Annotated in this window: 8 protein-coding genes; 5 read left to right on the forward strand and 3 right to left on the reverse strand. The window is 59.0% G+C overall.

Annotation, left to right across the window (positions count from 1 at the left end; all coding sequences use genetic code 11):
• Window positions 1-77: 77 nt before the first annotated feature.
• Window positions 78-1,814: a glycerol-3-phosphate dehydrogenase/oxidase gene (locus QP995_RS05385; protein ID WP_016421655.1), complete on the reverse strand. Its 1,737-nt coding sequence runs from the start codon at window positions 1,812-1,814 to the stop codon at window positions 78-80.
• Window positions 1,815-2,244: 430 nt separating this feature from the next.
• Between QP995_RS05385 and QP995_RS05390 the strand changes: the two genes are divergently transcribed.
• Together QP995_RS05390 and QP995_RS05395 are read left to right on the forward strand one after the other, a co-directional pair.
• Window positions 2,245-3,894 (forward strand): 1-acyl-sn-glycerol-3-phosphate acyltransferase, encoded by a 1,650-nt coding sequence (locus QP995_RS05390; protein ID WP_284852997.1) that lies wholly within the window; start codon window positions 2,245-2,247, stop codon window positions 3,892-3,894.
• Between the two features lie 6 nt (window positions 3,895-3,900).
• Window positions 3,901-4,734, forward strand: coding sequence for an HAD family hydrolase (locus tag QP995_RS05395; RefSeq protein ID WP_284852998.1), 834 nt, complete (start codon window positions 3,901-3,903; stop codon window positions 4,732-4,734).
• A 53-nt stretch (window positions 4,735-4,787) separates the two neighbouring features.
• Here the strand turns inward: QP995_RS05395 and QP995_RS05400 are convergent, their stop codons facing one another.
• Together QP995_RS05400 and QP995_RS05405 are read right to left on the reverse strand one after the other, a co-directional pair.
• Window positions 4,788-7,211, reverse strand: a complete 2,424-nt coding sequence (locus tag QP995_RS05400) for an N-acetylmuramoyl-L-alanine amidase (RefSeq protein ID WP_070642613.1) — start codon at window positions 7,209-7,211, stop codon at window positions 4,788-4,790.
• Window positions 7,212-7,296: 85 nt separating this feature from the next.
• Window positions 7,297-8,802, reverse strand: a complete 1,506-nt coding sequence (locus tag QP995_RS05405; RefSeq protein ID WP_070642615.1) for an N-acetylmuramoyl-L-alanine amidase — start codon at window positions 8,800-8,802, stop codon at window positions 7,297-7,299.
• A gap of 329 nt (window positions 8,803-9,131) precedes the next feature.
• On the opposite strand from QP995_RS05405, the gene glf reads away from it, so the two are divergent.
• From glf to QP995_RS05420, 3 genes are all read left to right on the forward strand, one after another.
• Window positions 9,132-10,328, forward strand: a complete 1,197-nt coding sequence (gene glf, locus QP995_RS05410; protein WP_042388989.1) for a UDP-galactopyranose mutase — start codon at window positions 9,132-9,134, stop codon at window positions 10,326-10,328.
• Window positions 10,329-10,364: 36 nt separating this feature from the next.
• On the forward strand, window positions 10,365-11,285 hold the full coding sequence (locus QP995_RS05415) for an EamA family transporter (protein ID WP_284852999.1): 921 nt from the start codon (window positions 10,365-10,367) through the stop codon (window positions 11,283-11,285).
• Window positions 11,286-11,467: 182 nt separating this feature from the next.
• Window positions 11,468-12,481 (forward strand): alpha/beta hydrolase, encoded by a 1,014-nt coding sequence (locus tag QP995_RS05420; RefSeq protein WP_284853000.1) that lies wholly within the window; start codon window positions 11,468-11,470, stop codon window positions 12,479-12,481.
• The last annotated feature ends 194 nt before the right edge of the window (window positions 12,482-12,675 follow it).

A 12,675-nucleotide genomic window follows, 5' to 3' on the forward strand; every position in this document is an offset into this window, starting at 1 on the left:
GAAAGCTATTTCGTTATGGCTACAGCGTTGGTGGCCATCTAAGAACTAACTAGTACGGCCACCGGGGGAGGGGCAAACTAGCGGTCGAGGCTGACATCGACGTCCGCGCGAGTCTCCACTGCATGAGCAGCAATCTCGTTAGCGGCCTTGTCAGTCAGCTCACGTTCAGCTGCCAGAGTTGCTTCGACACGCTCGATGAAGACCTTAATCTCCTTCTCCATCGTGTCCTTGTCCCAACCCAGAGCTGGGGCAACCAGTTCAGCGGTGGCCCGGGCGCTGTCGACACCGCGGTGTGCGTACTCCATGGAGACACGCAGGCGGCGCTCCAGGATGTCGTCGAGGTGCATTGCGCCTTCGTGAGTCACGGCGTAGAGAACCTCAGCGCGCATGTACTGCTCAGCAGCCTCCAGCGGCTCGAGCAGGGACTTGTCCTCGGCTGTCGGAGCCAGAACCTCGTAGATGAGGGAGCCGTAACGGTTGAGCAGGTGCTCGACCTGCTTCTCGGTGATACCGAACTGCTTGGCCAGGGCTGGCTTCTGGTTGTTCAGTGCGTGGTAGCCGTCAGCGCCGAGCAGCGGGACATCTGCAGTGACGGACTCCGGTACCTTGCGGGGGACGTCCTGGACTGCAGCGTCGATGGTGTCAGCACCGATGACGCGGTAGGTGGTGTACTTACCGCCTGCGACGGAAACCATGCCCGGGGCAACGTGGGCAACAGCGTGGTTGCGGGAGAGGTTGGTGGTGGAGTCGGAGTCGCCTTCCACCAGTGGCCGCAGACCCGAGTAGACACCGACGATGTCGTCGTAAGTAATTGGACGGCGAACCTTGGCGTTGACGTGATCGAGGATGTAGTCGATGTCAGCGCGGGTAGCTGCCGGGTTGGCCAAATTCATGGTCCAGTCGGTGTCGGTGGTACCGATAATCCAGTATTCACCCCACGGGATAACGAACAGGACGGACTTCTCGGTCACGAAGGTCATTGCCACCGAGCCCTCAAGAGCGGACTTCGGAATAACAATGTGGACACCCTTGGAGGTGTGGACGCGGAACTTGCCCGTGACGCCAGCCAGCTTCTCAATCTCATCGGACCAAATACCGGTGGCATTGACGAAAACGCTGCCGCGGATGGTGGTGGTGGCGCCGGTGTCGGTGTCAAGGAGCTTCGCGCCGACGATGCGCTCGCCTTCCTTCACGAAGTCGACAACCTGAGTGGAGGTGCGGACATCAGCGCCGAAGTGAGCAGCGGTGCGCAGGACAGTCATGGTGTGACGGGCATCGTCAACCAGGGTGTCGTAGTAGCGAACGCCGCCAACCACGGCATCTTCCTTCAGGCCCGGAGCCTGCTTCAGGGTTCCCTTGCGGGAGTAGTGCTTCTGCATTGGAACCTGCTTGGCGCCACCCATGACGTCGTAAAGGAAGAAGCCCGATGCCATGAACGGGCGCTCCCACACGCGGTGGGTCAGCGGGAAGACGAAGCGCAGTGGCTTAACCAGGTGCGGTGCCAGGTGCGACATGGACAGTTCGCGCTCGCGCAGGGATTCAGCTACCAGGCGGAAGTCCAACATCTGCAGGTAGCGCAGACCGCCGTGGAACATCTTGGAGGAGCGGCTGGAGGTACCGCCTGCGAAGTCACGAGTTTCAATGACCGCAGTCTTCAAACCACGGGTTGCGGCATCGAGTGCAGCGCCAGCGCCTACAGAACCGCCGCCGATAATGACGACGTCGTATTGCTCGGTACCGAATTTCTCCCAGGTCTTTTCATGCTGTTCCTTATTTAGAACTGCAGATGGGGCGAGAGATGAAGAGGACGACATTTTCCAATCCTTCCCGGTGGGGGCGTTGATTTTTCGTCGAAGAGAATTTCTCGGCTCACGGCTCAGGGTACCAAAAATCGGCTTACTTGTAAGCGGTAACTTACGGTTACGTAGATATAAACAATGGGTCAAAAAGCCAAGAAAACCCGCCCCAAAATGTTGTCTGGTTTTCCGCAGGTAGATAGATATGTTAATAGAGGTTTACTACTTTTGGAATGAATGCCCACCAGCGGAGCGCACCCCATAACGGGGGTGGTAAAAGCGACTATGGGGTGTACCGGGACTGTATGACAGGTGCGCAGTACGCGCAAGGGGGATGTACCTGGTTTTTACACATAGATCTGGGCCTGTAACGACATTTATTCATGGGTCTCAGATACCAGTACATATCGCCCCGCTAAGGGGTGCGAAAGATTGTAGAGTAAAGGCCATGTTCAAGGATCCTGTGTACTTAACGATTATCGGATTGGCGCGCACCGTCTTCTTTGCCCAAGGTTTGAAGTTCACCGTTAAGGGCTGGGAAAACGTGCCGAAAGACTCTGGCGCCGTTCTCGTTACTAACCACACCGGATACATGGACTTCACCTATGTCGGTCTTCCATTCCGCAAGCACCGCCGTTTTGTCCGTTTTATGGCGAAGAAGGAAGTCTTCGACCATTCGATCGCAGGACCAATCATGCGTGCTTGTAAACACATTCCGGTCGATCGCACCGACGGCTCCAAGTCTTTTGAAGAGGCCTGCAAGAAGCTGGAAAACGACGAGTTGGTAGGCATCTTCCCGGAGTCGACTATCTCTCGCAGCTTTGAAGTCAAGAATCTGAAGTCCGGTGCGGTGCGTATGGCGCAGCGCACCGGTAAGCCCATCATCCCAGTGCTGATTGTGGGATCCCAGCGCGTGTGGACGAAGGGGCACCCCAAGCATCTCGGCCGCAGCAATACTCCGATTCATATTACGGTTTTGCCGCCGTGGACCCCGGAGGGCGATCCGGCAGAAGCCACCGAAAAGCTACACGAAATCATGGATCAGGGTGTCCGTCAGCTCTGGGACGAGTATGCAGTTGAAGAAGGTCCCCTGCCGAAGGGCGCCTACTGGGTACCGGCTCGCCTTGGCGGCGGCGCACCGACTTTCGAAGAGGCCCAGGCAGAGGACCTGAAAGTCGAAGAAGAGCGTCAGCGTATCCGTCATTTGCGCGGTGATCTGGCCGCATTCAAGGAAAAGCTAGCCGAGTCGGCACGTGAATTCGGCGATAGTGCGCGTGAGTTCGGCGATCAGACCAGGCAGCAGTTCCTCGATGCCTCGCAAACGATGAGCGCGGAGTCTGCTCGCCGAAGGGAACAGACGACCGCCTTGTTGGCGCAGTTCCGTCAGTCTGTGGAACAGATGGCTGATGATGTTGTCGCCGGTGCTAAGGAGAGCAAGGAGTCCGTGCGTACGGCCACGGATTCGATGCGCGTGACCTTCCGCGAAGCGTACGTGCAACTAGAGAAGGCCTCCGCCTCCGGTGTCGAACAGACGCAGCAGACCGTTTACCGTCTTATCGGCCAGTCGATGATGATCCGCGACAAGCTTCCACAGCGCTTGAACAGGCTCATCACCGCTCAGCCGGAGACGTTCATCTTCGATTACCCCGCATCGCTTGCCGACGACGCGGGCAATACCAGCGAAGAAAACATGAAGGCCTTGCAGCAGCTCGGCGATGCCGGAGCCACAATCGTTGTTCTGCACGAACCGGGAGATAAGCCGAATCTATCGGCTTTGGAGTCGGTTGACCTGCAGGTCGTGGAACTCCCGGAGGGCGCCAGCAAACTGGACGTCACAAATGCGGTGGTTAGCACGCTGCGCAAGCAGGCTCGCAAGGAAGAAACCGCGATTCTTTTTGCCGGTCGCTCGAACTTTGAGGAAGCCACACAGCGTGTCGGCATGCCGGTAGTTACGGCCGATGCGGACTGGTCCCTGCTGAAGAACGCGGATTGGGTAATCGACACTGTCGAGCATGGGGGAGTAGCCGCAACGCTGCAGTTGTTGCACGACCGGTTCTGCGATGACGGTGAAGATGACAACAGTGAGGACGGCAAGTAGTTCGAAGTGACCGAGAGACTACACCCACTACTCGTAGCTTCGGATATTGACGGGACGTTCATCGACTCGCGGGAGCGGGTAACTCCCCGCCTGCGACAGGCCGTCACGCGAATGCTACGCCGCGGAACCCCGTTGGTGCTGGCCACGGGAAGGCCGGCTCGGTGGTTGCAACCAGTGCTCGAGCAGCTGCCGGTTCAGCCGTTGTGCGTGTGTGCCAATGGCGCCGTGGTTTACGACTCCGGCCGTGATGAAGTGGTTGCCGCCAACACACTGAAGCCGGAGACGCTGCGATACGTCGTCAAGCATGCGCGCGAAGCGGCGCGATCCATCGGTGGAATCGGCATTGCGGCAGAGCGCGCTGGGACGTCGGCGAATGATGCCATCGATGAGCTTTTTGTGGTGGCGCCGTCCTATGACCATGCGTGGGAATCGGATGAGCACGGTGAGCTTGCTGAAGAGGCCGTGTTGTCAGAACCCGCGACGAAACTCTTACTGCGAAACTCAGATGTGAACAGTGCCCAGCTATATGAACTGGTCGCCCCCGCAATTGACGCGAGCCTGGCGCACGTGACCTACTCCATGCCGGACGGGCTTTTGGAGGTGTCCGCGCCGGGCGTGACTAAGCGCGCCGGGCTTGAATACGTATCTGAACTGGTCGGAGCGACCGCGAAAGATGTGGTCTGCTTCGGTGACATGCCGAACGATATCGAGATGCTGTCGTGGGCGGGCACGGGTGTGGCCATGGGCAATGCGGCTGACAACGTCAAGGAGATTGCAGACGAAATCACCGCCACCAATGATGATGACGGTGTTGCTCGTGTGCTGGAGCGCTGGTTCTAGCTAGCCTCGAGGGTTTCCTCGCGCCAGCTAGCTCACCCAGCGCTCGACAGCGTTTACTTCAGCTCGGTCTTGACTTCGCCGGTGGTGCGGTCGAAGGTGATTGAGCCGTTCTGGAACTCAGCGCGCTCGATGTTTCCATCGACCACCTGGGTCTTCGTCGGGGCACCCAGCTTGCCGACCTCGAAGCCCTGGCGGGCCCACTCATCAGCAATCTTGCCCCAGATAGCGTGCGCGCCGGTGGTGTCGGAGTCGGTGATTACGCCGTTGGAGAACTTCACGTAGCGCAGGGCATCGGCCTGGCCAGCATTGTTCGCTACGGTAGAACCGCTCTGGATGCCGGACATTGCGTAACCGAGAACGGAGCCCATTTCCTCGGAAACTTGGCGCCATTCGGCAGCCAGGTCGTTCTGCTCATTGATAGTGATGATCTTGTCAATCAGTACCGGCAGGTCAGCAATCGATGGGCCGTTTTCAATGGAGCGTCCAACGGCACCCAGAATCGCATCGGCGGTCTGTCCGAGCCCCGGTGCGCCGAGCATGCCCAGCGCCGAGGCCAGCATCGAACGTGCACCCGAGACTGTCTCCAGAGCCTGTGCCTTCTGCTGCTCGTCGGATGCGCTCGGCGAGGAGGAGTTGCTCTGCTCGCTTGCCGACGGTGCGGAGGAGTCAGCCGTAGCAGTGTCACTGGTGTTCGTGGCGTCGGTTGGCTCCGAGGTATTCGAAGTACCCGAGGTGGTCGAGTCGGAGCTCGACGTTGTCGACGAAGTGGTGCTCGATGCGCTCGAGGACTTCTCGGAGGACGAGGTCGTGGACGTACCCGTGGATGCCGAGGTGGTCGAAGTGGTCGAGGTCGACGTGCTCGACTCGGTCGATTCGCTCGACTGCGAGTCTGTGTCCTCGGCGGTCTTATCGTCCTTTTCATCCTGCGGAACGAGGAGATCAATCAAGCCGTCAGGCCCCTCATTATCAATCTTTCCGCTGGTGAGTGTGTTGTACTTCTTCTCGGCAATCGAGCGGATCTTGCTCATCTGGGCGTAGCCAGCATCACCTGGGCAGGTGGTGTTACCAACGTCGCGGTGCGCGAAGATTGTCGGCAGAGTGACCTGCTGACCGTATCCGTACTTGGAGTAGCTGGTGCCACCCGAGGTCATCTGGATCTGGCCGGTCGGCTTAATGCCGGCGACCTTCAGGCGCCAACCAATCATATTGCCCACCGAGTTCAGTGCAGCCTCACTGGGAGCAACCGAAGAGTAGTTACCCATCATGGAGATGCCGAAAGTACCGGTGTTGAAGCCACCTGCGTGTGCGCCCTGGACATTCTTATCTAGCCCACCGTAGCGGCCCTCGTAGATGTTGCCGTACTTGTCGACAAGGGCGTTGTATCCGATGTCGCACCAGCCCAGAGTCTGTGCGTGGTACTGGTAAATGCCGCGGACGATACCAGCGGACTGGCCCTCGGTGTAGTTGTTTGAACCGGCAGTGTGGTGCACGGTGGCACCGACAAGCTTGCTGTCGTAGTCCGCGCCCTTACAGCGGCTATTTTCGTTGGCTCCCCAGCCGGCACGGGTAATGACCTTCGGCATGCCCGTGACATTCTTGGCATCGACAATTGGGTCGATGCCGGATGCAGCAGCCTGGCCGTCGATTAGCACTGCGTCGACCTGGTCGATCGGCAGTTCATCGGCGACCGGTTCGATGTCCGTCCACTTCACTGGGAGGTTCGGCGAGTCCAGATCTGCAGCGTCGTTAGCGCTCGGAGCAGTCGGGTCATCGAGTGCGTCCCCAGGAGCTGCATCCGGAGTCTGCTGGTAGTCGGAAGCGGCCTCGGCGACATCCTTGGCCGCATCCGTAGCGGAATCCTTTGCATCCTCCACGGCCTTCTTGGCGCCCTCGGCATTAATCTCGTCGAGGTTGAGCTTGGATAGATCCAGCTTCTCAGCGCCCTTGATGTCCTTCAGATCCACGCCGGAACCCGGACCGAAGATGTTAAGTCCGTGGGTGGAAACCTGAACGCGCTTGGTTGGCTCGATGTAGATGAGCTCCGTTCCGTTCAGGCCGTTGCCATTGCCTTCAGCGGGGTAGTCCGGGTCAACGCTGAACCAGTCGGACCAGGAGCCGTCTGCTCGCTCGGCGCGGACGAAGCTGGCGATATCAGGGTCACCGGCCCACGTCAGCGCAAACTGGGAAAACTCAGTATCGGAGGTAATTTCCTTGACGACACCGCGGTTGGGATGAGCTTCGTCGGCAAGCGACTGCGTTGCGATTGCTGCATCTTCGACGAGAACGGAGACGCTGTCTGCAAGCGACTTGCTCTGGACAACCGGGTCGATGGGGCCGGCGCCGTTTTCCTCGATGAGGTCATAAGCGGCACCTGCGCCGACAACGGCAACGGGTGTCAGGGCAAGGGTCGCCACGGCAGCGAGTACCAAGGATTGCTTGGCACCTGCGCGGCGATTGATGCGGCGGCGACTAAACACGGTAATAACTCCTGGGTGATTACGAAAATCTGGTGTTACACCACAAATGTGATGTGGTTATGCCTGGATTGGATAAGCGGGGGACTTAGTTCTGAGGTGCGAACCAGGCCTGCGTAGCTTCGGCAGGGTTGGTTGGCAGGGATTCAGTTAGAAACTCACCAACAACCTCGCCTGGCGTGGGCGTTTCCACGTTTCCGAGGGAACCGCCGTTGTCGCCCGACTCGCCGGCGCCCGGAATCGGCGGAATGCTGGCGGCCTCTCCGTCCTGGTTGTTCGGATCCGTCGAGCGGTCGGCAATATCCGCTCCACCGGCACCATCAAACTTGGCTTTGGCTGCAGCGCGGATGGCATCCATCTGCTGGTAGCCGAAGTTGCCCGGGCAGGAGGTGTAGCCGGTGTCGCGGTGACCGAAGATGGCCGGGAGGTTCACGGTCTGGCCGGAGCTGTAGCGTGCCTTCGAGTAGCCGGCGCTGGTCAGTGCGGCGGTGGACATCGGATCGACGCCGCCGACCTTCATGCGCCAGCCGACCATCTCGCCGAGTGCGGTGACGGCCGCATCCGGAATCTCCAGCTGGTCGTGATTGCCCATCACCGAGATACCGAAGGTGCCGTTGTTGAAGCCACCTGCGTGTGCGCCCTCGATGTTCTTGTCCAGGCCGCCGTAGCGGCCCTCGTAGATGTTGCCGTACTTATCGACCAACGCGTTGTAGCCAATATCGCCCCAGCCCAGCGTATTTGCGTGGTAAGCATAAATGCCACGGACAATGGCTGGCCCCTGGGACTCTGAGTAGTTATTGGAACCCGCGGTGTGGTGGATGCACGCGCCCTTGAAAGTGCTGTAGGAGCTCGAACCGCTGCGGATGGACTCATCTGCGCCCCACGCTGCACGGCTGATTACATTTGGCGCACCGGAAATCGACGACTCGTATGCAACTGGTTGAATAACCTCGCCGGCCTGCTCTACGCCGTCGATGAAAACTGCCTGGACGGCGTTGAGGGACAACGCGGCCGTAGCGCTGACGAGGTCCTGCAGGGAACCGCCGATAGTGGCGGGGTCAAGGTTGTCGATACCAATGATGTTGCGGGGATCCAGGCCTTCGAGGAGGTTCAGGCCGACAGTCGACACCTGCACGCGACGGGTGGGCTCAACGAACAGCAGCTCGGTGCCGGACTGCCCGGAGTTATTCATCGGACCGTGTGAATCAGCGTGGAACCACGGGCCAAAGCTGCCGTCTTCGCGCTCGGCGCGAACGTAGAGCTGCAGATTGTCATCGCCCGGCCAGGTCAGGGCGAACTGGGAGAACGGTTCGTCGCGGGTGATGTCCTTTACGAATCCGCGAAGCGGGTGCAGGGCATCGGTAATGGCATGCGTGCCGACGGCTGCGTCGTCAATCATCATCGTGACAGCGTCAACCAGCGGCGATGTCGAGATCTTGGCCGCGATGGGGCCTACGCCTGGGCTTTCAACCAGGGTAGGGGCCTGGCGAATACCCCATGTTGCTAGCGGAGCTGCGGCAGTAGTAGCTGCCAGTCCATAGAGGAAGGTGCGACGGCCCATCGACGGGGCATTGATGCGACGGCGAGTTGGCACGGTAAAAGCTCCAAAAAAATGGGGTACAGGGTTATCGACCCGAGGTCTACCCGGGGTCGAAAGGAAGGAAAGTTGCAAAGCAACAGAAAATTCTGAGGAGGATGTTACCAGTGTGACTAAAAAAATCTAGTGAGACATCTGTGTTTCCTCGTTAATTTTGGGAAAATTATCAAATAATGTGACCAAACGAACGTTGGGCTGGGCTCACGTGGACGTCGTAAAGCCCGCGTGTACACCCGCAAACCGGATGGAAATGCAATAGGTTTTAAGGCGTGAGTAGCGAAAAGAACACCACTGCCAATGAATTTGCTCCGAAGTCCCTACAGGACATCAAGGACAACACCTACGACCTCATCGTGGTCGGTTCGGGTTTCTTCGGTTTGACCGTTGCTGAGCGGACCGCCACTGAGCTGGGTAAGCGCGTGCTCGTTGTCGAACGCCGCAACCACATCGGCGGCAACGCCTACTCGGAGGCAGAGCCGGAGACTGGCATCGAGGTGCACAAGTACGGTGCGCACCTGTTCCATACCTCTAATAAGAGGGTGTGGGACTACGTCAACCAGTTCACTGACTTCACCGACTACCAGCACCGCGTGTTCGCTATGTACAAGGGCACCGCATACCAGTTCCCGATGGGGCTGGGGCTGATCAACCAGTTCTTCGGCAAGTACTACAGCCCGGACGAGGCTCGTCAGCTGATTAAGGACCAGACCGATGGTCTGGATCCGCGTGACGCGAAGAACCTTGAGGAAAAGGCAATCTCCCTGATTGGTCGCCCGCTGTACGAGGCATTTGTCAAGCACTACACCGCCAAGCAGTGGCAGACCGACCCGAAGAACCTGCCGGCCGGCAACATCACCCGCCTGCCAGTTCGCTACACCTTTAATAACCGCTACTTCAACGACACCTACGAAGGTCTGCCTGTCGACGGCTACACCGCCTGGCTGGAAAACATGGTGACCTCCGACAAGATTGACGTCGTTGTTGACGCCGACTGGTTTGAGGTGCGCGATGAACTGCGCGCTGTCTCCCCGGACGCCCCGGTCGTCTACACCGGCCCGCTGGACCGCTACTTCGACTACGCAGAGGGCAAGCTGGGTTGGCGCACGCTGGACTTCGAGATGGAGGTTGTCAACACCGGCGATTTCCAGGGCACTCCAGTGATGAACTACAACGACGCGGATGTGCCGTACACCCGTATCCACGAGTTCCGCCACTTCCACCCGGAGCGCGATTACGTCAAGGACAAGACAGTAATTGTTAAGGAATACTCCCGCTTCGCCGACGATGGCGACGAGGTGTACTACCCGATCAACACTCCGGAAGACCGCGAGATGCTGGAGGCATACCGCAAGCTCGCCGCAGCAGAAGCGCAGGAGAACAAGGTTCTCTTCGGTGGTCGTCTGGGCACCTACCAGTACCTGGACATGCACATGGCCATCGGCTCCGCACTGTCGATGTTCGACAACAAGATTGCGCCGTTCTTCAACGACGGCGAAGCAATCGAGCAGGAGCGCGGGCACTAATTTGCCGCTTCCGGCTCCCGCGCTAGTATTGCGCGAGTGTCGCGTGAGAAAAGCCAAACCGGAATTCCCCAGCAGGGGCCATTGCTGCAGCGTGTGAACAAGTTTCTCACCCTGCCAGTGGCACCTGTCATTCTGGTTCTCATCGGTTCTCTTGGTACCCAGGCTGCAGCCGTGCTGGTCACTGGCATGCTTTCCACGGTCGGCGCGCCGGGCATATCGGGCCTGCGCATGACCGCCGCCGCCATCATTATGGTGGTTCTGTTCCGGCCAAAACTGTCCGGGATGACCCGCGCCCGCGCCATCAACATCGTGGTCTACGGCATCGCCATGGGCATGATGAGCATGATGGTGTACGCAGCCATCGCGCGCCTCCCGCAGGGCGTCGCCGTCACCATCGACTTCCTCGGCCCCTGCGTCGTGTCCTTCCTGGGGCTGAAAATGTGGCGCTCCCGCCTATGGGCCATCGTCGCTTTCATCGGCGTTGCCCTGATTGCCCAGCCCTCCAATGACCTTGACATTATCGGCATTGGTTACGCCGCAATCGGTGCAATCTTCTTCGGCGCTTACACGCTCTTCTCCGCCCGAATGGGCAGCACCGAGGGCGGCGGCATGCCCGACCTGGCGCTGTCAGTGGTCGTCGCAGCAATCGTACTCGCGCCATTTTCTGTTTCCGCTGCACCGCTTGTCGACGGTTCGATGTGGGCCACCATCGTTATTTCCGGGTTTATTGGCGCTGTTATTCCCTACGTGATGGACACCATCGCTGCGGGGATTGTCTCAGCGGCGGTCGTCGGCACGCTCTTTGCACTGGACCCGGTCATCGGTGCAATCCTGGGCTGGGCGTTTTCCGGTGACCGAGTGACTTGGTCCATGGCGCTGGGCATCGTGCTAATCGCGGCGGCTGGCGCGATTATTACCTGGCGCGGGGCGCGGGAGTCGCGCGAGCTTGCGCAGTAGAAACGCGAATACCGGAACCCGCCGAAAGGTGGGGTTTCGACGTGTTCTGCTGGAAAACAACAGTGAATGCGGGTAAGTTTGTCGAAGATTTATTGTTTCTTAAGGTAATTCCCTGAAGAGGAAACACGCCTGATAGCTCCCACCGGTCGTGGGGAGTCGCACATTGTGAGGAGAATGCACACGTGAAAATCACCTCTACTTTCCGTGGTTGGCGCCGAAAGGTTGCAGCCGTTGCGTCCGCAGCAGCTGTGGCTGCGTCTGCATTGACCATGGCGCCGGCCGCGAGCGCGGCGGGCGACCGAGGTTCGCTGCGCCCGGGTTGTGAATGGGATTCGTACCAGTACTTCACCCAGAAGTGCCAGGTTTATTCGCCGGCCATGGATCGTGATATTCCGGTCCAGATTGTGGCCTCTGCCAATGGCGGTAGCAAGGCTCTCTACCTGCTAGATGGCCTGCGTAGCCCGGCTGATGCCTCAGACTGGGTGGAGCACGGTAACGCTCCACGTACTTTTGAGGGGTCCAACGTCAACCTGGTTATTCCAGGTGGTGGCGGCGGTAGCTTCTACACCGACTGGAAGCGTCCGTCGGTTAGTGTGCACGGTCCGTTTGTAAACATGTGGGAGACTTTCCTGACTCAGGAACTGCCGGTTTACCTTGAGCGTGAGTTCGGCATTTCTCGCACTGGTAACTCCATTGCAGGTCTGTCCATGGGCGCATCTGCTGCACTGTCGCTGGCATACAACCACCGAGACCAGTTCGGTCAGGCTCTTGCCTTCTCCGGTTACCTGCACACCACTGCGCCGGGTATGACCACTGCAATTGAGGCTGCTCAGCTGTCGGCTGGCTACAGCTCCTTCGACATGTGGGGTGCGCCTATGTCAGCGGAGCGTGTCCGCAATGATCCGTACCTGAACGTCGAGAAGATGAAGGGGCTGGATCTGGTTATTACCTCGGCAAATGGTGTTCCGGATGAGGTTCGTGACCCGAAGAACCTCTACCGTGTTGTTCCGAAGGCCGGTGGCGTTGCGCTGGAGTCGCTGTCCCGCTTGTCAACCCGCGAGTTTGAGTTGCGTGCTCGTACCTCCGGTTTGGATGCCACCTTTGAATACGAGCCGACCGGTATCCACGATTGGCCGACCTGGGATCGCAACCTCCAGAACTCCAAAGCCCGCATCGAAGGTTTCCTCGGAGCTTAAAACTAGAACCTGAACGAAAAGTCCCTATGCGCAGCAGATAGTCCGCAGCGCGTAGGGGCTTTCACATTCTGGCCTGTCGCTAGCGTGGCAACAAGAGGCAATCCGCCACGGGCACTAGGATGCTATGAGATAGAAACGTCGGTAACTTATCGGCGGCAACATCCCCGGTAGACCTTTCGGAAAGTGGTTGATAC

The sequence above is a fragment of the Corynebacterium sp. MSK032 genome (assembly GCF_030232065.1).
GTDB lineage: Bacteria > Actinomycetota > Actinomycetes > Mycobacteriales > Mycobacteriaceae > Corynebacterium > Corynebacterium jeikeium_D.